19 protein-coding genes are annotated in these 20,219 nt (G+C 38.2%); all 19 read left to right on the forward strand.

All coding sequences use genetic code 11. From position 1 onward, the window contains the following. The first annotated feature begins 31 nt into the window (after nucleotides 1–31). The 19 genes from JNUCC52_RS19600 (at nucleotide 32) to JNUCC52_RS19690 (ending at nucleotide 20,084) form a co-directional block, all read left to right on the forward strand. A complete protein-coding gene (locus JNUCC52_RS19600) occupies nucleotides 32–748 on the forward strand; it encodes a response regulator transcription factor (RefSeq protein ID WP_172772402.1) in 717 nt (238 codons plus the stop codon). Further along, nucleotides 745–2,298, forward strand: coding sequence for a two-component system histidine kinase PnpS (gene pnpS, locus JNUCC52_RS19605; protein ID WP_172772401.1), 1,554 nt, complete (start codon nucleotides 745–747; stop codon nucleotides 2,296–2,298). The genes JNUCC52_RS19600 and pnpS overlap by 4 nt, the downstream gene beginning before the upstream one ends. Before the next feature lie 244 nt (nucleotides 2,299–2,542). After that, on the forward strand, nucleotides 2,543–2,908 hold the full coding sequence (locus JNUCC52_RS19610) for a CidA/LrgA family holin-like protein (protein WP_172772400.1): 366 nt from the start codon (nucleotides 2,543–2,545) through the stop codon (nucleotides 2,906–2,908). Continuing rightward, nucleotides 2,905–3,618, forward strand: coding sequence for an LrgB family protein (locus JNUCC52_RS19615; protein ID WP_172772399.1), 714 nt, complete (start codon nucleotides 2,905–2,907; stop codon nucleotides 3,616–3,618). The genes JNUCC52_RS19610 and JNUCC52_RS19615 overlap by 4 nt, the downstream gene beginning before the upstream one ends. A 322-nt stretch (nucleotides 3,619–3,940) precedes the next feature. Further along, the gene (gene hflK, locus JNUCC52_RS19620; RefSeq protein ID WP_337980606.1) at nucleotides 3,941–4,942 is read left to right on the forward strand and encodes an FtsH protease activity modulator HflK; all 1,002 of its coding nucleotides are present in this window, start codon (nucleotides 3,941–3,943) and stop codon (nucleotides 4,940–4,942) included. Beyond that, entirely contained in the window at nucleotides 4,942–5,943 is a 1,002-nt protein-coding gene (gene hflC, locus JNUCC52_RS19625) for a protease modulator HflC (protein ID WP_337980607.1), read from the forward strand. Before hflK ends, hflC begins: the two co-directional genes overlap by 1 nt. Nucleotides 5,944–6,333: 390 nt before the next feature. Next, entirely contained in the window at nucleotides 6,334–6,765 is a 432-nt protein-coding gene (locus JNUCC52_RS19630) for a DNA polymerase I (RefSeq protein ID WP_228134142.1), read from the forward strand. Nucleotides 6,766–6,962: 197 nt separating this feature from the next. Continuing rightward, entirely contained in the window at nucleotides 6,963–9,590 is a 2,628-nt protein-coding gene (polA, locus tag JNUCC52_RS19635) for a DNA polymerase I (protein ID WP_337980608.1), read from the forward strand. Nucleotides 9,591–9,602: 12 nt separating this feature from the next. Continuing rightward, nucleotides 9,603–10,475, forward strand: coding sequence for a bifunctional DNA-formamidopyrimidine glycosylase/DNA-(apurinic or apyrimidinic site) lyase (gene mutM, locus JNUCC52_RS19640; protein WP_337980609.1), 873 nt, complete (start codon nucleotides 9,603–9,605; stop codon nucleotides 10,473–10,475). A gap of 13 nt (nucleotides 10,476–10,488) precedes the next feature. Continuing rightward, nucleotides 10,489–11,082: a dephospho-CoA kinase gene (coaE, locus tag JNUCC52_RS19645; RefSeq protein WP_172772394.1), complete on the forward strand. Its 594-nt coding sequence runs from the start codon at nucleotides 10,489–10,491 to the stop codon at nucleotides 11,080–11,082. A gap of 469 nt (nucleotides 11,083–11,551) precedes the next feature. Beyond that, nucleotides 11,552–12,574, forward strand: coding sequence for a glyceraldehyde-3-phosphate dehydrogenase (locus tag JNUCC52_RS19650; RefSeq protein WP_172772393.1), 1,023 nt, complete (start codon nucleotides 11,552–11,554; stop codon nucleotides 12,572–12,574). Nucleotides 12,575–12,835: 261 nt separating this feature from the next. Next, the gene (nrdR, locus tag JNUCC52_RS19655) at nucleotides 12,836–13,306 is read left to right on the forward strand and encodes a transcriptional regulator NrdR (protein ID WP_172772392.1); all 471 of its coding nucleotides are present in this window, start codon (nucleotides 12,836–12,838) and stop codon (nucleotides 13,304–13,306) included. An 18-nt stretch (nucleotides 13,307–13,324) separates the two neighbouring features. Continuing rightward, nucleotides 13,325–14,701 (forward strand): replication initiation and membrane attachment family protein, encoded by a 1,377-nt coding sequence (locus tag JNUCC52_RS19660; RefSeq protein ID WP_337980610.1) that lies wholly within the window; start codon nucleotides 13,325–13,327, stop codon nucleotides 14,699–14,701. A gap of 15 nt (nucleotides 14,702–14,716) precedes the next feature. Further along, the gene (gene dnaI, locus JNUCC52_RS19665) at nucleotides 14,717–15,655 is read left to right on the forward strand and encodes a primosomal protein DnaI (RefSeq protein ID WP_228134521.1); all 939 of its coding nucleotides are present in this window, start codon (nucleotides 14,717–14,719) and stop codon (nucleotides 15,653–15,655) included. Nucleotides 15,656–16,049: 394 nt separating this feature from the next. Continuing rightward, on the forward strand, nucleotides 16,050–17,984 hold the full coding sequence (gene thrS, locus JNUCC52_RS19670) for a threonine--tRNA ligase (protein WP_337980611.1): 1,935 nt from the start codon (nucleotides 16,050–16,052) through the stop codon (nucleotides 17,982–17,984). A gap of 395 nt (nucleotides 17,985–18,379) precedes the next feature. Continuing rightward, nucleotides 18,380–18,883 (forward strand): translation initiation factor IF-3, encoded by a 504-nt coding sequence (gene infC / locus JNUCC52_RS19675; RefSeq protein ID WP_024363824.1) that lies wholly within the window; start codon nucleotides 18,380–18,382, stop codon nucleotides 18,881–18,883. A gap of 31 nt (nucleotides 18,884–18,914) precedes the next feature. After that, nucleotides 18,915–19,115: a 50S ribosomal protein L35 gene (rpmI, locus tag JNUCC52_RS19680; RefSeq protein ID WP_024363825.1), complete on the forward strand. Its 201-nt coding sequence runs from the start codon at nucleotides 18,915–18,917 to the stop codon at nucleotides 19,113–19,115. Nucleotides 19,116–19,173: 58 nt separating this feature from the next. Beyond that, nucleotides 19,174–19,533 carry a 50S ribosomal protein L20 gene (gene rplT, locus JNUCC52_RS19685; protein ID WP_069513715.1) on the forward strand — a complete coding sequence of 120 codons (360 nt, stop codon included), beginning with the start codon at nucleotides 19,174–19,176 and terminating at the stop codon, nucleotides 19,531–19,533. Between the two features lie 278 nt (nucleotides 19,534–19,811). Beyond that, nucleotides 19,812–20,084: a DUF1294 domain-containing protein gene (locus JNUCC52_RS19690; RefSeq protein WP_172772389.1), complete on the forward strand. Its 273-nt coding sequence runs from the start codon at nucleotides 19,812–19,814 to the stop codon at nucleotides 20,082–20,084. The last annotated feature ends 135 nt before the right edge of the window (nucleotides 20,085–20,219 follow it).

The following is a 20,219-nucleotide window of genomic DNA, read 5'->3' on the forward strand; positions in this document are numbered from 1 at the left end:
GGGTTTCAAATCACTAACGGAGGCAATATACATGACAAAAACTATTTTAGTTGTAGAAGATGAATTTTCGATTGCGACCTTATTAAAATATAATTTAGAACAGGCTGGCTATTTAGTTGAAACAGCAGCAGACGGTTTAGAAGGGTTAAATAAAGCAATGGAAATACAGCCTGATTTAATCCTTTTGGACTTGATGCTCCCTAAGCTAGATGGCATGGAAGTTTGTAAACAAATTCGTCAGCAACGTATGAATACACCAATCATTATGCTAACGGCAAAAGACGATGAGTTCGATAAAGTGCTTGGTTTGGAGCTAGGGGCAGATGATTATATGACAAAACCCTTTAGCCCACGTGAAGTTTTAGCACGTGTCAAAGCAGTCTTAAGAAGGTTTACACAAAATGTTGTAGTAGAGGATAAAGATGAGCCTCAAGAAAAAATGTATGAGTTTGGACAACTGCGTGTATTTCCTGAGCGTTTTGAAGTGTTTTTACAAGAAGAAGCACTTGAATTTACACCAAAGGAATTTGAACTACTTATTTATTTATTAGAAAATAAAAACCGTGTATTAACTCGCGATCAATTATTAAGTGCTGTTTGGAAATATGATTTTGCTGGCGATACTCGTATTGTGGATGTGCATATTAGCCACCTCCGCGATAAAATTGAAGAAAATAGTCGTAAGCCGATGTTTATTAAAACAATTCGTGGTCTTGGCTATAAATTTGAGGAGCCGAAAACTTCATGAAATCAATGAGCAACCGCTTATTCTTGACATTCATGCTCTCGCTCGGATCAATTCTTGCTGTCCTAATGATTGTTATAGGTCAGCTTTTTCCTGTTTATGTAGAACAATACAATGAGCGCTCGAGTTCATATAGTCAAGAAGCAATGGAAAAAGTACTTGATGAACGCCAAATTTCCTTATCTGAGGAAGATAAGAAAGCTTTATTTGCAGCCCAAACAATTGAAATGAAGGACTCACTCCTGTCCTATGTAAGAGCTCGGCTTTATGGTGTGTTAGCTATATTATTTTCAATTACGCTTATATTAATTGCTATTGTGAGCCGCTATATGATTCGAAATTTTACCGCACCAATTGATAATGTGACCGAAACGGCACTTGAATTGGCAAAGGGGAATTATCGAGCGCGTGCACACGAAAATGAGCATGAGCGCATGATGCCATTGAGCCATTCTATTAATATTTTGGCGCGTAATTTGCAGGATATTACGACAATACGAGAGGTAGAAGAAGAAAGGCTAAAAACGTTAATTGAAAACATGGGTAGCTCACTAATGATGATTGGTCGTGAAGGCAATATATCAATCGTCAATCGCGTGTTTTTAGAACGTTTTGGCATGCAACTAGAGCATGTGCAAGGAAAAGTCTTTCGCACAATAGGTTTACCGAAAACGCTTGAGCAATTTATTGACCACGTGTTTTTAACGGAAATGCCCTATCGCCAGCAAATAAAGATGGAAGTACAACAAGAGCTATACAATAAAGAAGTGTATGGTGCACCCGTAATTGGTGATCACGGACGCTGGTTAGGTGTTGTCATTGTTATGCATGATATTACAGAGCTTGTCCGACTTGAGCAAATTCGTAAAGATTTTGTAGCCAATGTATCACATGAATTACGTACACCAATTACCTCGATTAAAGGCTTCTCTGAAACACTTCTGGATGGAGCCTATAAAGACGAAAAGATGCTGTTATCCTTTTTAGAAATTATGCATAAGGAGAGCAATCGTCTGCAAATGCTTATCCAAGATTTATTAGAACTTTCGAAAATTGAACAACATGGATTCACCGTGAATATTATGCCAATGGGCTTACAGGATGTCCTTATACGCGGGGCAGAATTAACAGGGCCGCGGCTCGATGAAAAAAATATGAGCTTTCAAGTGGATATTGCCCGTGATGTAGAAGTAATGGGGGATGCTAATCGGGTTATTCAAATTGTTACGAATTTAATTACAAACGCCATTACGTATTCGCCTGAAAATACAACCGTATCAATTCGCTTAAAGGAAAATGACACATATGGAATTATTGAGATCGAAGATGAAGGAATCGGGATAGAAAAGAATGAAATTGCACGGGTCTTCGAACGCTTTTATCGTGTTGACCGTGCGCGTAGCAGAAATTCTGGTGGAACGGGGTTAGGGCTAGCCATTGTGAAGCATCTAGTGGAAGCGCATCATGGACGAATTCAAGTAGAAAGTCAAGTTGGCGTTGGCACAAAAATGATTGTCATGATTCCGAAAAAATTAACAAATTCTTTACAATAATTATATATAAGATTCAAAATAGAGGGCTATACTATTTTATAGAAACCCCCTATTTTGTAATATAAAATGAAAATAATATTAAACTCTAATTTGCATGAATGAAGATTTTTATGATTACTACTTTAGCTTCACCTTAGAAAGAATCTATTTCCAAATTTTTTTGGAGATGGATTCTTTTCTGTTTTACACATTGCTGATTTAGGTGTAAAGTATAGTAGCATAAAAAATTGAGAGAAGGTTGACCATGAAAATCGTCAAAAGTTTCGTGCAAATTGGCTATCTTTATATAGTGTTATTTATAGGAAATAGTATTGCGCGTTTACTTCACTTGCCGATTCCAGGTAGTATAATTGGGCTTGTTTTATTATTTTTACTATTACAGTTTCATCTTATTAAACTAGAATGGATCGAGTTAGGCGCAGGATTATTACTGAGTGAATTGTTATTATTTTTCATCCCTTCAGCGATAGGCGTCATTGATTATGATGCGTTAATCGGTATACAAGGCATGAAAGTTGTAGTTGTTATTGTAGTAAGTGCATTCGTCGTGATGTTAGTGACGGGTTTTACTGCACAGTGGTTAGATAGAAAGAAGGGTGACACTGTATGAGTATAGTTATTGCTGTCATCAGTTTACTAGGAACCATTGCTATTTTTTATGCTTGTAAAGCATTTTATCAAAAGTTTCCTAAAGAATGGCTTACACCCATATTGATTAGCCCAATAATAATTATTGTATTGTTACTATTAACCGGTACTTCATATGAATCTTATAATGCAGGGGCAAATATTTTATCAAATTTATTAGGGCCTGCAACAGTCGCCTTTGCTGTACCGATTTATAAAAATTTTAATCTATTAAAAAAACATGCTTTTGAAATCATTTTTAGCATTGCTATCGGCTCTGCTGTTGCAATTGCTTCTTCGTTTATAATAGCGCTTGTTGTTGGACTAAATGATGAACTTGTTCATAGCTTAGTGCCGCGTTCGGTCACTACTCCTATTGCAATGGATATTTCCAATATGATAGGTGGGTCACCTACTCTTACGGCTGTTTTTGTAATGACAACTGGTATTTTGGGTAGTTTAATTGCCCCAATCGTTATACGGATTTGTCGTTTCCAAAAGCCATCTGCAAGAGGTTTAATGCTTGGAATGGGTGCTCATGGTACGGGTACATCAAAAGCATTTGAATTGGGAGAACTGGAAGGGACATTTGCAAGTTTAGCAATGATTGTAGCAGCACTAATTAGTATTGTTTTATCAACAACCTTTTTCCCAGCATTAGAACACCTAGTTATGAATATCCTGTTACCTTAATGGTGACAGGATTTTTCTTTTTTTAGTGACAGGCACACAAACAATTCTGAAAATTCCTGCGCGACTGCTAGTAGTAAGACGCAACAAACCGCGCGACAGCGAGGGTTGCGGCTTACTCTGTGCCCACGGAAAGCGAAGTGGAATTTTACAATGAAGGAGCCATCACTATGCCAGGAGCCCGCGGAAAGCGTCCGTACGCAACGGAATTCAATGGCTGTATGTTGATTTTGTCTACAGTTTTCGTCTACTTTATGAAATTATTTTGAATCTTTTTAAAAGCTATACCGTATACAATAGTACTAAGCAAAAGGGAGGAACAGACATGAGTGTGAAAAGGACACTAATGATGGTAGGACTTGGGATATTCGGTATTGTAGCACTTATCGCAGTATTTACTTCGTGGTACACAGTCGATGAATCGGAGCAGGCAGTTGTGATAACATTTGGCCGTGCAGATGAAACGGTCACAAATCCAGGCTTACATTTTAAATTACCTTGGCCAGTACAATCAGTTGAGATTTTATCGAGAGAAACATTCAGCTTACAGTTTGGCTATAAGCAAAATAAAGAAGGCGAATTGGAAGCCTTTGATGCAGAAACAAAAATGATTACAGGTGATGAATATATTGTTTTAACAGATCTTGTTGTTCAATGGAAAATTACAGATCCTCGTAAGTACTTATTTAATGCACAAAATCCAGAAGAAATATTACATAGCGCTACATCAAGCGCGATTCGCTCTATAATTGGTAGTTCGACAATTGATGCTGCGCTAACAGATGGAAAAGCAGATATTGAAGCAAAAACAAGAGAATTACTTGTTTCCCTTATTGAAAAATATGATATTGGTATTGGTGTATTAGGTGTCAAATTGCAGGATGTAGAATTACCAAATGCAGAAGTACGAGCAGCATTTACAGCTGTAACAGACGCACGTGAGACAAAAAATACAAAAACGAATGAAGCTCAAAAATACAAAAACCAACGAATTAGTGAAGCGAATGGTGAAAAAGACGCTATTATTTCAAAAGCAAACGGTGCAAAAACAGCACGTATCGAACAAGCTTATGGTGATGTAGCTGTTTTTAATAAAATGTATGAGCAATACAAAGGGAATCAACAAATTACACGCGAACGTTTAATTTTAGAAACACTTGAAAATGTGTTACCGAAGGCACAAATTTATATTATGAATGATGATGGTAGTACAATGAAGTATTTGCCACTACAAGCGCTACAACCAACTACACAACAAGCAACAAAAGAACAACAATCAACCGAGCAACAAGCACCAACAGAGAAAAAAGAAGGGAGCGGTAATTAATGGACCAGAAAAATAAAGATCTTGAAAAATTTCTAAGTTTTTTATCGGGGAAATCAAAAAATACTGCTTCTAGTGATGGAGACAAGGTAATTAAGATGTCAAAAAAGGGCCCATTAAATCCTAAAAAGTACATTTCTCTTGTCGTCACATTAACAATTGTTTTTGCTGTTGCGGTTATTCTCTTTGCCAATGTATATATTGTAAAAGAATCTGAGTATGCAGTCGTTCGACAGTTCGGAGAAGTTGTAAAGTTTGAACGTGATCCAGGCATAAAAATGAAGGTACCCTTCATTCAGAGCGTGACAACACTTCCAAAAAATCAATTGACGTATAATATTTCAGAGGAAGAAATTAATACAAAGGATAAAAAACGTATCATAATTGATAACTATGCAGTGTGGCGCATTACAGATCCGAAAGCGCTCATCTCCAATGCTGGAACGCTTACAAAGGCGGAATCGCGGATGGAGGAGTTTATTTATTCGGTAATTCGAACAGAGCTTGGTCAACTAAGATACGATGAAATCATTAATGATGAAAACTCTTCACGAGGTAGCTTAAATGACCGTGTCACAGAACGTGTTAATGAACTATTACTAAACGATAAGTACGGAATTGAAGTTGTAGATGTGCGCATTCGTCGTACGGACTTGCCAGCAGAAAATGAGCAGTCTGTATTTACGCGCATGGTTTCTGAACGTCAATCTACTGCACAGCTATATTTATCGGAAGGTGATGCGGATAAACGCCGTATTGAAGCACAAACAGATAGAGAAGTACAAGAGATGCTAGCAACAGTGAATAAAGAAGCGGCATTGATTCAAGCGGAAGGAGAAGCGGAAGCAGCGAAAATTTACAATAGTTCTTTTTCAAAGGACCCTGAATTTTACTCACTTTACCGTACATTAGAATCCTATAAGAAAACAGTAGGTGAAGATACGGTCATTATTTTACCTTCCACTTCACCATACGCAAAACTATTATCAGGCTATATAGAATAATTTTGTCATCCTTGCAGGGATTAATATAACTGAATAAAAGAGAAAAAGTGTTAGGTTGAATACAATCAATCTAACATTTTTTTCTGTAGACGTAGTGGTTGCTTACGGTAGTCGTTTGCCAAGGGCTCACTGTGAGCCACCACCATTGCGAATCCCACAGAAATTACCGCCCCCGCTACAACGACTAGTACCATCTTTTAATTTTTGTAAATTATAGGAGAGAGAAAAACGAATTTTTTATTCTTGCACATGACGCAAATGAGCAGTGGTTGTTACAAAACTGTGGCATAAAACAATGAAAATAATCCTAACAAATAATTGGTTGTGTCCTAGATTGCTATTTTCTGATAAAATAATGATGTTTAGGAATGATAAAAGGGGGTAATAGCTTTGAAATTAAATATTAGCACTTGGCTCCAAAATTTAGGAATTGCTTGTAGTATTGCATCGCTTTTTACACTTTTCTTCCGTATATCTGATTTTGCATGGGTGACGAAAAGTGTTTATTATATACCGTTATTTTTTGTAGTTTTATTTTTATTAGGATTAGTCATTGCAGACGATGTGCGAAAAGCTTTTAAAAAAATATTTTGGTACGAGAAACGCCAAGAGAAACGCGCAATTTGGCAAGTTGGAATTGGTTTTATTTTCTTTTTAGCACAAATCGGTATGGTTATGGTATTTAGTACAGAGCTAACACATATAAAACTAGGTGGAATGCCTATATTTTTCGTATTTGCTTTTATGAATGCCTTCATTATGACGGTTATTTATGAGGAACTCTTCAATCGAAAAGAAAGAACTAAAAACGTAAGTCAATAATAGCAGGTGAGTCGATTGCAATATGCAATTGACTTTTTTTATGGATTTGGCAGAAAATACACATGAATTTTTTAACGGATAGACGTCCTATGATTGGTAAAAAGTTTACTTTCCCGATAAAGTAGAGGAAAGAGCATTTTCAAACATACGTTTTCGTTTTACAATTAAAAGAACGACGACTTCAGGAGGAAATTAAAATGACTAAGGAAAAATTACTATTACTGGACGGTAATAGTTTAGCTTACCGTGCGTTTTTTGCGTTGCCATTACTAACAAATGATAGCGGTATTCATACGAATGCAGTGTATGGCTTTACAACGATGTTGCAAAGGATTTTGGAGGAAGAGCAACCAACGAAGATGCTCGTTGCTTTTGATGCAGGTAAAACGACGTTCCGTCACGATACGTTTACTGAATATAAAGGGGGACGTCAAAAAACGCCACCAGAACTATCAGAGCAGTTTCCTTATATTCGTAAACTAATCGATGCTTATGGGATTAAACGTTATGAACTTGAAATGTACGAAGCCGACGATATTATAGGTACATTAGCGAAAGAAGCAGCCGAACAGGATATGGAAGTAATTATCGTGTCAGGAGATCGCGATCTTACACAGCTCGCAACAGAGAAGGTAACAGTGTACATTACGAAAAAAGGGATTACTGAAATAGAAAAAAATACGCCTGCCTTTATCGAAGAAAAGTACGGCTTAACGCCTCTTCAAATTATAGACATGAAGGGCCTCATGGGGGATGCTTCAGATAACATTCCTGGAGTACCTGGTGTTGGGGAAAAAACAGCAGTTAAATTGCTAAAAGAGCATGGTTCAGTTGAGGCACTATATGAAGCAATGGACACGTTAAAAGCTTCAAAGATGAAAGAAAAGCTTGTTGCAAATGAAGAACAGGCACTTATGAGTAAAAAGCTTGCTACAATATTCACAGAGGCACCAATCGAAATTACTTTTAATGATCTTGCCTATAGTGGGCCAAATGAAGAAGAGCTAATTAGTGTATGGCAGGAATTGGGCTTTAAATCACTACTTGAAAAAAGTGATTTTTCTGTGGAAGAAGAACAACGTGCGCCATTTGCCTATGACATTGTGCAAGATGTACAGCAAGAGCATTTAAAGGATGTTATGGCAATTCACTTAGAGTTAGAGGACGAGCATTATCATACATGTCAGCAGTTAGGTATCGCATTAACTGATGGTACGGATACATTTTATGTGCCGTTCGATGCTGCTTCTAAATCAGACGTGTTGCGTCGCTGGCTAGAGGATGAAACGAAAACTAAATATATTTCAGATACAAAGGCTGCTCAGGCAGCTTTAAAACGTGCGGGTATTCGTTTAGCAGGAGTCGAGTTTGATTTATTGCTAGCTTCTTATATCAATAACCCTGCACTTAGCGGTGATGATGTAGCTACATTAGCAAAAGACCTTGGCTATCGTGAAGTGCAAGCAAATGAGACAGTCTATGGCAAAGGAGCAAAGCGTGCCATACCAGCTATCGATGCATTAGCAGAACATGCTAGCCGAAAAGTATTTGCTGTGTGGACATTACAACCTAAGCTAGAGGCACTGCTAAAGGAAAACGAACAGTTTGAATTGTATAAAAATCTAGAACTACCATTAGCTTCGATTTTAAGTGAAATGGAAAGTGAAGGCATTACAGTGAACCGTGCTACACTTGAAACAATGGGGCAAGAGTTGAGTAATAAGCTAGTCGTGATTGAGCAGGAAATTTATGCGGAGGCAGGAGAAGCGTTTAACATTAATTCACCAAAGCAGTTAGGCGTTATTCTTTTCGATAAGCTTGGTTTACCTGTTATTAAAAAAACGAAAACAGGCTATTCCACAGCGGCAGATGTGTTGGAAAAATTAAAGCCTGAACATGCCATTATCGAGCATATTTTACTTTATCGTCAGCTTGGTAAGTTACAATCTACTTATATTGAAGGCTTGCTAAAAGAAATTCATGAAAAGGACAGCAAAGTGCATACACGCTTCCAGCAGGCACTAACATCAACAGGTCGTCTAAGTTCAACAGATCCAAATCTACAAAATATTCCAATTCGTTTAGAGGAAGGTCGTAAAATTCGTCAAGCATTTGTGCCATCACAAGAAGATTGGATTTTATTCTCTGCCGACTACTCTCAAATCGAACTGCGTGTGTTAGCACATATGTCAGAGGATAAAAACTTAGTCGAAGCTTTCCGCGAAGGTATGGATGTTCATACACGTACAGCAATGGACGTTTTCCATGTGACTGCAGAAGAAGTGGATAGCAATATGCGTAGGGCTGCTAAAGCTGTTAACTTTGGAATTGTTTATGGTATTAGTGATTATGGTTTATCACAAAATTTAGATATTACACGGAAGGAAGCAGCTATTTTTATTGAGAAATATTTTGCCAGCTTCCCAGGTGTTAAAAAATATATGGATGAAATTGTGCAAGATGCGAAATTTAATGGTTATGTTACAACGTTATTGAATCGCCGTCGTTATTTACCAGATATTACGAGTTCCAATTTCAATCTACGTAGCTTTGCAGAACGTACAGCGATGAATACGCCTATTCAAGGAAGTGCTGCAGATATTATTAAAAAAGCAATGATCGATATGGATGCTCGTTTGAAAAAGGAAAACATGCAAGCGAAGCTTCTTCTACAGGTGCACGATGAATTAATTTTTGAAGCACCTAGGGAGGAAATTGCATTACTAGAAAAAATCGTACCAGAAGTTATGGAAAATGCCATTGAACTGAGCGTTCCATTAAAAGTGGACTTCGACTTTGGGGCAACATGGTACGATGCAAAGTAAGGAGGGGTTAAAATGCCTGAATTACCAGAGGTAGAAGGAGTTGTACAGGCATTAAAGCCAGAAATTGAAGGCCGCACTATAAAGCAAGTCCAACTTTCAGAAGTTATTCGCTTTTCCTATGATGAAGGAAAGCAATGTATAGTGAAGCAAGCAGAGCCAGATGCATTTGAGATGGCATTATCCCAAATGCAAATTACGAAGATTGAGCGTCGTGCAAAATATATATTTTTTCATTTGATGAAAGAGCAGTTGTCTTATGTTTTGGTCAGTCATTTAGGGATGACAGGTGCATGGTTTATTGTGGACACGCCTGAAGATATCAATGAGGAAAAATTTAAAAAGCATATACATGCGACTTTTCAAATGGCAGACGGCGGTTATTTAATATACTCAGATATTCGTCGTTTTGGTGAGCTACGTTTTTTAACAAAAATAGAAGACCATGCACCATTAACAAAAATGGCGCCTGAACCTTTTGATGAAGCAGCATGCGATTATTTTATAGCGAAATCATTGCTGCCGAAATACGAGAAAAAAGCAGTTAAAGAAGTAATTATGGATGGGCAAGTAATCTCGGGCTGCGGCAATATTTATGCCACAGAGGCGCTGTTTGCACAAAAAATCCACCCTGCTCGTAAAATGAACCGAATAAGTGAAAAGAGGAAACGTGCTCTTTTTGCTGCGATTGTAGATGTTTTGCGTCAAAGCATTGAAGCGGGAGGTTCGACAATTTCAGATTATCGAAATATTAATGGTGGAGCAGGTAGCATGCAAAACCGTTTACAAATGTATGGGAAGAAGATATGCCCGGAGTGTGGGACAGGGACGAGTCAAATGACAATTGGTGGACGTACATCAGTATTTTGTCCAAATTGTCAACATTAAAGGGGAACTAATTATGATTATCGGATTAACAGGAAGTATTGCGAGTGGCAAAAGTACAGTCGCAAAAATGATGACAGCACTAGGTTTACCAATAGTCGATGCAGATGTTGTCGCACGTGATGTAGTTAAACCAGGTACAGAAACGTTAGCACTCATTGTACAAAACTTTGGAGAAAATATATTGCTTGATGATGGCAATCTAAATCGTCCGAAGTTAGGTGATATTATTTTCCATGAGCCTGCGAAACGAAAAATTTTAAATGATATTATGCATCCTGCTATTCGTCAGGAAATGCTAACTCAACGTGATGCATATTTGGAAGCTGGACAAAAACATGTTGTCATGGATATTCCATTACTTTTTGAAAGCAAATTGCAGCATTTTGTTGAGCGCATCCTTGTTGTTTCAGTTAGTGAAGAAGTCCAGCTTAGACGTTTAATGGAGCGCAATCAATTATCAAAAGAAGATGCACTAGCACGCATGCATTCACAGTTACCAATGTCTGTGAAAGAGAAAAGTGCTCATGCTGTCATTTATAACAACGAAAATATACAGCAAACTGAAGAGCAGTTAATTAAGATTCTTACGCATTGGGGCGTACTTTAGAAAAGTGCGGAGATAATAGTACTATCAAAGGCATCAAGAAGTTTTACTCTTGATGTCTCTTGTTATTTTTAGTCTTTTTAGAATTGAAATGTCATTCAACTACCCAATTAAACATCCTATTTGATCAAATCCCCTTTATAAAGATGAATAATTGTTTTTCTGAGTTAGCAAAACACGATTACGTTGTTTAGTTGATTGGAGCGGAAAGCATCTGCACAGAGTGGAAATCAACGGCAGTAGCAAAATGCATTCTTTGCGCAGCGATAATTGCTGCGCATTTTTTTGTTTTTATGCGAAATAATAAGGATGAAATACTGTATTTTTTCATTTTTTAAAAGGTTCTATTTTTCAGAAAATAAGAACTTTTTTATTATGGATATATAATGTTCATCTTTTTTAAAATTGTGTTATACTAATTAGCATAAAGTATATAATGAATATGAGTATGCACTCACAGGAGGATTTTATAATGACAGTCTCAGTTGCTATTAACGGTTTCGGACGTATTGGACGTATGGTTTTCCGCCAAGCGATCGTACAGGAAAGTTTAAATATTGTTGCAATTAACGCAAGCTACCCAGCAGAAACGTTAGCACATTTGATAAAGTATGACACAAATCACGGAACATTCGAAGGTACGATTGAACCAGCGGGCGATGCATTAATTGTAAATGGTAAACGTGTCCAAATTATTAGCGAACGTGATCCACTAAAATTACCATGGGCTACAATGGGCGTAGATATTGTAATTGAAGCAACTGGTAAATTCAATGATCGTGAGAAAGCAGCTATGCATCTTGAAGCAGGCGCCAAAAAAGTTATTTTAACAGCACCTGGTAAAAACGAGGACGTTACAATTGTTTTAGGTGTAAACGATGAAAAGCTTGATGTTGAAAAACATGACGTAATTTCAAATGCTTCTTGTACAACAAACTGCTTAGCACCAGTTGCTAAAGTATTAAATGATACATTTGGTATCGAAAGCGGTTTAATGACAACAGTTCACGCATATACAAATGACCAAAAAAACTTAGATAATCCACATAAAGATTTACGTCGTGCACGCGGTTGTGCACAATCTATTATTCCAACTTCAACAGGTGCTGCCAAAGCATTGAAATTAGTGTTGCCGGAATTGGAAGGTAAAATTCATGGTATGGCACTTCGTGTTCCAACACCAAATGTATCGTTAGTAGACCTTGTTGTAGATTTAAATACAGATGTTACAGTAGATTCTGTCAATGCTGCATTTGTGAAAGCTGCAACTGAAGGGCCTATGAAAGGCATTTTAAACTTCTCAATCGAGCCACTTGTATCTTCTGATTACAACACAACAACATACTCATCAACAGTAGATGGACTTTCTACAATGGTGATGGGTGACCGTAAAGTAAAAGTACTTGCTTGGTACGACAACGAGTGGGGCTATTCTGCACGCGTAGTTGATTTAGTGAAAAAAGTTGCAAAAGCATTAGAAACAGTTAGCGCTTAATAAATGTTTAGCACATTGAAATCGTAATGGTTTCAATGTGCTTTTTTTATAATTGTGTGAGTGACAGGCACTGTGCTTTGAAAAGTCAGAATTGTGTGAGTGACAGGCACTGTTTGCTGAAAAGATAATTAGGGAAAATGTACACTGTTCTAGGTCTGTAATCATCTGCCATACTACAGTTGGATAATGCGCTTTTCTTACTTGTAGGAAATTTGTTATAATATAAATATCAAATTGTTGTGGAATCAGGAGAGTAAAAATATGAGATGTCCTTCTTGCCAATTTAACGGAACACGTGTAGTGGATTCGAGGCCAGTAGATGATAATAAAGAAATACGAAGACGTCGTGAATGTGAGTCGTGTGGCTTTCGTTTTACAACGTTTGAAAAAATTGAAGAGACACCGTTAGTCGTTGTGAAAAAAGAAGGCTCGCGGGAAGAGTTTAGCCGCGAGAAGGTTTTGCGCGGTCTTATTCGTGCTTGTGAGAAACGTCCTGTCGCTCTAGATGTATTAGAGGCACTTGTAATGTCAATTGAAAAAGACCTGCGACGTATTGGAAATGCTGAAGTACGATCAGAGGATGTAGGAGAAATGGTGATGGACCGCCTAGCAAAAATCGATGAAGTTGCCTATGTTCGTTTTGCGTCAGTTTATCGTCAGTTTAAAGATATCAATGTTTTTATCGAGGAAATAAAAGAAATTATTCAACGTCAAACAGAGCAAAAATCATAGGAAAAACAGAGAGGGTGAATGACGTTGATTCATTTGTATAAAGAATTGCAACCAGCAGATACTTTTGACATTCGTCTACCTCATGCGCTTTCCACAATGGAACGTCAATTAGTAACATTATTTTATCAACCATTGACTGGTGCTGAACCAATTAGTCTATATTTAACGTTATGGGCAGAAGCAGAGCAAATGCCAAGACAGCAAATGAATCATTATTATTTAATGAATGTACTCGGGCTACCAATAGGCAAAGTGTTCGAAGCGCGTATTGCCCTTGAAGCAATCGGTTTATTGCGAACTTGGAAAAAGGAAGAGGTAGAGCAGCGAAGTTTTGTGTATGAGCTAATGCGCCCTCTTGATGCGGATAGTTTTATGAAAGATCCACTATTGTCTATGTTTTTGTTTAGTAAAATTGGGGAACAGGCGTATCGAAAGCTGCGTCAGCGTTTTATTCAACCTATCAGAGGTACAGAATTTAAAGATGTATCACGTGCCTTTATGGATGTTTTTAAACCAGTAAACACTAATATACCTACTGAGCTGCAAGGTGGGATAGACAGCCAAGAAATTTCGCAAAAGGTTTATCCGTTTTATTTTGAGCAATTTGATTTTGAGCTGTTACAGGCAGGTTTATCGGACCAATTAGTGCCAGCCAATTTACTAACGCTTGAAGTGCGTGAAACAATTGCGAAACTAGCATTCTTATACCATTTAACTGCGTTGGATATGCAAAAAGTTGTGATTTTAGCACTTGATGATGATTTAGGTATTTCATTAGAGCGTTTGCGAAAAGCAGCAGCTGATTTTTATAAACTCACAGTTTCTAAAGAACCACCAAAGCTTGCAAAAGTATATGCTTCTCCAGCAGTAGAGGATGAGGCTGTTCAAAAAACAAAGGATCAGGAGTTACAACATTATTTGGAGTCAACACCTCCTGTCCAAGTATTGCGGGATATTAATAATGGGAAAGAGCCATTACAAACATCTGTTCAGCTAGCTGAGAGCTTAATTGTTCAGCATGGAATGCCAGTAGGTGTTGTCAATGCGCTACTTGAGTATGTCATGCTCTCAACAGATATGAAGCTACCAAAGAAGTATGTAGAAACGATTGCCGATCATTGGGTACGGAAAAATATTAAGACGGCGAAGGAAGCAATGGAGCTTGCACGCCAAGAACATGATAAATATACAACGTGGAAAAATAAGCCGCAGACACCGACTAAAAACAACCAATATGCTAAAGGTCGAGTAGACAATCAGCGTAAGGAAAAGGTGCCTGAGTGGTTTTATAAACGTAATGAGCAACCAGAGGAAAGCGTATCTTCTTCAAGCACTATGGATTTTGAAAAAGAGCGTCAAAAAATATTAGCAATGCTAGGGAAAAGCGATAAGTAAGGTAGGTGAATGGCAATCGAACCAATTAACAAGCCATTAAAAAGAGCAATTAATGTACCGTCATTTCAAGAGCGATATGATGCGATGCGTAGAGAAATTTTAGAACACCCTAGAGTACAAGCTTTTTTAGCAGAGCATGCAGAAGAGCTTAGCTACGATGCAGTCGAACGTAATTTACCTAAGCTTCATGAATTTATTAGCCAATCTACTGTTTGCTGTGGCTGCGATAATACAGCTCACTGTACGAACTATTTAAAAGGGTTTATTCCAACATTACGTGTCGTACGCAATACAGTAGAAATTGATTACGTACGCTGTGAACAAAAGGTACGTGAGGAAGAACGTCGTGATGTTGCTAATATGATTGCTAGTATGCACATGCCAAAAGATGTGCTACAAGCTACAATCCAAGATTTAATGATTGATGATGAATCTCGTGTGCTCATTGCACAGAGAGCAGCACATTTTGTTAAGAAAACGGAGGAAACTGGGCAGCTTCCTACGAAAGGTTTTTATTTATATGGAAAGTTCGGTGTAGGAAAATCGTTTGTGCTTGGAGCACTTGCTAACGAATTAGCTTCCAAGAAGATTCGTTCAGTAGTCGTTTTCGTACCTGAATTTTTACGTGAAATGAAGAATGCTATCGGTGATAATACGTTAAATGACAAAATAGATTATGTGAAAAAGGCGCCAGTGTTGATGCTCGATGATTTAGGGGCGGAAACGATGTCGGCTTGGACGCGCGATGAAATTTTAGGAACTATTTTCCATTATCGAATGGCAGAGCAATTGCCGACGTTCATTACATCTAATTTTAATTATGATGAATTAGAACATCATTTAGCGCAATCCCAAAAAGGCGATATTGAGGTTGTAAAAGCTGGACGTATTATGGAACGAATTAAAGCTTTAACAGAGCCAATTGAAATGCGTGGCAAAAATCGACGTTTGTAACATTGGCAGTTGCATTTTACGACAATCGAGCGTATACTGTCTCATATACTATATATGTCAATGCAATGATGAGGACATGAAATTTGTGTAACAGCTTTTAGAGAGGGAAGTCATCGGCTGTAAGCTTCCTAGTTTGGGCACATATTTTACTACCTACTGAGCAGCGAAAGGGAATATCTTTCGCCGGTCCCTAGCCCGTTAGCTAGCCTTGAGCTTCGTCTGACTATTTTGTCGGAAGGAAGAAGGGTGGAACCACGAGCATACGCTTCGTCCCTTTTGTGAGGGACGGGGCTTTTTTGTTTTTTCAGGTTTTATTGCTCAAGTTGAAACAAATATTACGTCCACTGATTCATCATGCATCATACAAACAACCAAATTTAAGGAGTGTAAAAAAATGTCAGAAATGATTAAGTTAACGTTCCCTGATGGCGCTGTAAAGGAATTTGCAAAAGGTACATCTACGGATGATGTCGCATTATCTATTAGCCCAGGACTTCGTAAAAAAGCATATGCAGGTAAAGTGAATGGGGAATTAGTAGATTTAAAAACTCCAATTGAAGAAGATGCAACAATTTCGATTATTACGCAAGATGATGAGGAAGCATTAGAAATCCTTCGTCACTCAACTGCCCATTTGACAGCACAAGCGATTAAACGTTTATTCCCAGAAGTGAAGCTTGGCATTGGTCCAGTTATTGAAGGTGGCTTCTACTATGATATTGATGCGCCAACACCAATTACTGCTGAGGATTTACCAGCAATTGAGAAAGAAATGAAAAAAATTATCGCTGAAAACCTAGAGGTAGAGCGTAAAAATGTAAGCCGTGCAGAAGCACAAGCAATTTACGAAGAAATTGGCGATGAATATAAATTAGAATTACTTGAAGCGATTCCAGCCGATGAGCAAGTGTCTATTTACTACCAAGGTGAATTTTTCGACCTTTGCCGCGGTATTCACGTACCGTCAACAGGTAAACTACGTGAGTTCAAATTACTTTCATTAGCAGGTGCTTATTGGAGAGGAAACTCTGATAACAAAATGCTACAACGTATTTATGGTACTGCTTTCTTCAAAAAAGAAGAATTAAAGCATCACCTACAAATGTTAGAAGAAGCAAAAGAACGTGATCACCGCAAAATCGGTAAAGAATTAGAGTTATTCACAACTTCTCAAAAAGTAGGGCAAGGTTTACCACTTTGGTTACCAAATGGGGCAACAATCCGTCGTGTGATTGAACGCTATATTGTCGATAAAGAATTATCTCTTGGTTATAAACATGTTTACACACCAGTACTTGGTTCAAAAGAGCTTTATCAAACTTCTGGTCACTGGGATCATTACCAAGATTCAATTTTCCCACCGATGGAAATGGACAATGAAACATTAATTATGCGTCCGATGAACTGTCCACACCATATGATGGTTTACAAAAACAGCATGCATTCATACCGTAACTTACCTTTACGTATTGCTGAGCTTGGTACAATGCACCGTTATGAAATGTCAGGTGCGGTTTCAGGATTGCAACGTGTACGTGGGATGACTTTAAATGATGCACATATTTTTGTACGTCCAGATCAAATTAAAGCAGAGTTCCAAAAAGTTGTACAATTAATTTTAGAAGTATACAAAGACTTTGATTTAAAAGATTACTCATTCCGTCTGTCTTACCGTGATCCAGCAGATACAGAAAAATACTTCGATGACGATGCAATGTGGGAAAAAGCACAAAGCATGTTAAAAGAAGCGATGGATGAGCTTGGCTTAGACTACTTCGAAGCGGAAGGTGAGGCTGCGTTCTATGGTCCGAAACTTGACGTACAAGTAAAAACAGCGATTGGTAAAGAAGAAACATTATCAACTGTACAGTTAGACTTCTTATTACCAGAACGCTTTGACTTAACATACGTAGGCGAAGATGGTAAACCACACCGTCCAGTCGTAATTCACCGTGGTGTTGTGTCAACAATGGAACGTTTCGTAGCATTCTTAATTGAAGAATATAAAGGTGCATTCCCTACATGGTTAGCGCCAGTACAAGTAGAGGTTATTCCTGTATCGAACGAAGCACACTTCGATTATGCAAAACAAATCGAAGAACAGCTGACAGCAGCAGGTTTACGTGTTGAAATGGATGACCGTGAAGAAAAACTTGGTTACAAAATCCGTGAAGCACAAATGAAAAAGATCCCATACATGCTTGTTATTGGGGATAAAGAAGTTGAGGCAAACGGTGTGAACGTGCGTCGTTATGGCTCAAAAGATTCTGAAACAATTTCTTTCGCGGACTTCCTAGCGAATATTAAAGCTGAGGTTGCACGTTTTTAATAGTACAAATGATTAGATAAACTTCATTCGTTGTGCTATATTTGGAATAAAGTTTCGATGGATTGCACATATTAATGATGAGATTGTAAAAAACATATTTGACAATCTAATTTGTACATGCTAATATGATTAAGGTTAATGAATACAAAGTTTGTGGTTGAAGTAGAGGCTGCCCGCTTCTCACCTGATACAACGCTTAGGCTGTGAACAGGTATGACACGTTGAATTGTTTTGCGTACACTTACGCATGCACATATAGCGGGCGGACATCTTCAAAAATGTCCGTCCTTTTTTTATGGACATGACAAGAGGATGTACCGTTCAACCGGGCAAGGCTTTGCCCAAACCATGTATTCGCGACAACTACTTGGAGGTGGATTACTATTAGCAAAGACATGTATGTAAACGAAGGCATTCGCGCACGTGAACTTCGATTAATCGATCACAATGGTGACCAGCTTGGTGTAAAGACACGTAACGAAGCGCTAGAAATCGCCACTCGTGTAAACTTGGATCTTGTCCTTGTGGCCCCTCAAGCCAAGCCGCCAGTCGCTCGTATCATGGACTATGGTAAATTTAAGTTTGAACAGCAAAAGAAAGACCGCGAAATTCGTAAAAATCAAAAAGTTATCGTGATGAAAGAGGTTCGTTTGAGCCCAACAATCGATGAACATGATTTCCAAACGAAGCTACGTAATGCGATTAAATTCCTTGAAAAAGGTGATAAAGTTAAATGTAGCCTACGTTTCAAAGGTCGTGCGATTACACACAAAGACATTGGTCAACGTGTATTAGATCGATTTGCTGAAGCTTGTGCTGAAGTATCTACGGTTGAACAAAAACCGAAGATGGAAGGCCGAAGCATGTTCTTAGTTCTTCAACCAAAGAACGAGAAATAATATTAGACGAACAGTTTAGGAGGAATTCGACATGCCAAAAATGAAAACTCACCGTGGAGCTGCGAAACGTTTCAAAAAAACGGGTTCAGGTAAATTAAAATATGACCGTGCTTATGGAAGCCACTTATTCGCAAACAAGTCTACGAAACAAAAACGTCACCTACGTAAAGGTAAAGTTGTATCATCTGGTGACTTCAAACGCATCAAATCATTACTTGTTTACATGAAATGATTGACAACACAAAATAAACTAATATTCATTTTTTAATGAAAAGCAGGAGGTAATTCATATGCCACGCGTAAAAGGCGGAACAGTGACGCGCAAACGTCGTAAAAAAGTATTGAAATTAGCTAAAGGTTACTATGGTTCTAAACATACATTATATAAAGTTGCTAACCAAGCAGTAATGAAATCAGGTCAATATGCATACCGTGACCGTCGTCAGAAAAAACGTGATTTCCGTAAACTATGGATCACTCGTATCAACGCAGCTGCTCGCATGAACGGTCTTTCATACAGCCGTTTAATGCACGGTTTAAAAGTTGCTGGTATCGAAGTTAACCGTAAAATGTTAGCTGACTTAGCTGTAACAGATGCTTCAGCATTCACACAATTAGCAGAAGCTGCTAAAAAAGCAGTAGCTAAATAAAAAAGAGCGACATAGTCGCTCTTTTTTATTTCTGCCCCGAAAGCGAAGCGACAGGGGCAAAAGGTTTCTGCCCCGAAAGCGAAGCGACAGGGGCAAAAAAGATTTCTGCCCCGAAAGCAAAGCGACAGGGGCAAAAAAGATTTCTGCCCCGAAAGCAAAGCGACAGGGGCAAAAAAGATTTCTGCCCCAAAAGCAAAGCGACAGGGGCAAATAGATTAGTGTATAGTTAAGACTGGTGAGGTTCTTTCATCAGTCTTTTTACATAGGAGGTTGTTTTAATGGCTCAAGCATTACTTGCCTATATGGCAATTGTTTCAATCGTATTGCTCGTCATGATGGGTATGGATAAATCACGCGCTAAAAAGCATGAATGGCGCATTGCGGAGCGTACATTATTTACACTTGCTATTGCAGGTGGTGCAGTCGGTGGTGTGTTAGGTATGTATTTATTCCGTCATAAAACACGCCATAATAGCTTTGCGTTTGGCTTCCCATTGATTGCGGCTATTCAAATTTTTATTATTGTGCAATTATGGGGCAGCTCTTTATAGAGAGGCTTTCCACATTAAAACGATAGCACGCTGGAGATCGCCGATACCCCTACTAATATCGCCGATAGAACAGGGGAAATCGCCGATAAACTCTTTGAAATCGCCGTTAGTATCAGAAAAATCGCCGATAGATCT

The sequence above is a fragment of the Lysinibacillus sp. JNUCC-52 genome, assembly GCF_015999545.1.
Lineage (GTDB): Bacteria > Bacillota > Bacilli > Bacillales_A > Planococcaceae > Lysinibacillus.

What these genes read in the sequence shown, in the direction of transcription:
- JNUCC52_RS19600 (WP_172772402.1), top strand. Translation starts at nt 32, where the DNA reads ATGACAAAAACTATTTTAGTTGTAGAAGATGAATTTTCGATTGCGACC.
- pnpS (WP_172772401.1), top strand. Translation starts at nt 745, where the DNA reads ATGAAATCAATGAGCAACCGCTTATTCTTGACATTCATGCTCTCGCTC.
- JNUCC52_RS19610 (WP_172772400.1), top strand. Translation starts at nt 2,543, where the DNA reads ATGAAAATCGTCAAAAGTTTCGTGCAAATTGGCTATCTTTATATAGTG.
- JNUCC52_RS19615 (WP_172772399.1), top strand. Translation starts at nt 2,905, where the DNA reads ATGAGTATAGTTATTGCTGTCATCAGTTTACTAGGAACCATTGCTATT.
- hflK (WP_337980606.1), top strand. Translation starts at nt 3,941, where the DNA reads ATGAGTGTGAAAAGGACACTAATGATGGTAGGACTTGGGATATTCGGT.
- hflC (WP_337980607.1), top strand. Translation starts at nt 4,942, where the DNA reads ATGGACCAGAAAAATAAAGATCTTGAAAAATTTCTAAGTTTTTTATCG.
- polA (WP_337980608.1), top strand. Translation starts at nt 6,963, where the DNA reads ATGACTAAGGAAAAATTACTATTACTGGACGGTAATAGTTTAGCTTAC.
- mutM (WP_337980609.1), top strand. Translation starts at nt 9,603, where the DNA reads ATGCCTGAATTACCAGAGGTAGAAGGAGTTGTACAGGCATTAAAGCCA.
- coaE (WP_172772394.1), top strand. Translation starts at nt 10,489, where the DNA reads ATGATTATCGGATTAACAGGAAGTATTGCGAGTGGCAAAAGTACAGTC.
- JNUCC52_RS19650 (WP_172772393.1), top strand. Translation starts at nt 11,552, where the DNA reads ATGACAGTCTCAGTTGCTATTAACGGTTTCGGACGTATTGGACGTATG.
- nrdR (WP_172772392.1), top strand. Translation starts at nt 12,836, where the DNA reads ATGAGATGTCCTTCTTGCCAATTTAACGGAACACGTGTAGTGGATTCG.
- JNUCC52_RS19660 (WP_337980610.1), top strand. Translation starts at nt 13,325, where the DNA reads ATGACGTTGATTCATTTGTATAAAGAATTGCAACCAGCAGATACTTTT.
- thrS (WP_337980611.1), top strand. Translation starts at nt 16,050, where the DNA reads ATGTCAGAAATGATTAAGTTAACGTTCCCTGATGGCGCTGTAAAGGAA.
- infC (WP_024363824.1), top strand. Translation starts at nt 18,380, where the DNA reads ATGTATGTAAACGAAGGCATTCGCGCACGTGAACTTCGATTAATCGAT.
- rpmI (WP_024363825.1), top strand. Translation starts at nt 18,915, where the DNA reads ATGCCAAAAATGAAAACTCACCGTGGAGCTGCGAAACGTTTCAAAAAA.
- rplT (WP_069513715.1), top strand. Translation starts at nt 19,174, where the DNA reads ATGCCACGCGTAAAAGGCGGAACAGTGACGCGCAAACGTCGTAAAAAA.
- JNUCC52_RS19690 (WP_172772389.1), top strand. Translation starts at nt 19,812, where the DNA reads ATGGCTCAAGCATTACTTGCCTATATGGCAATTGTTTCAATCGTATTG.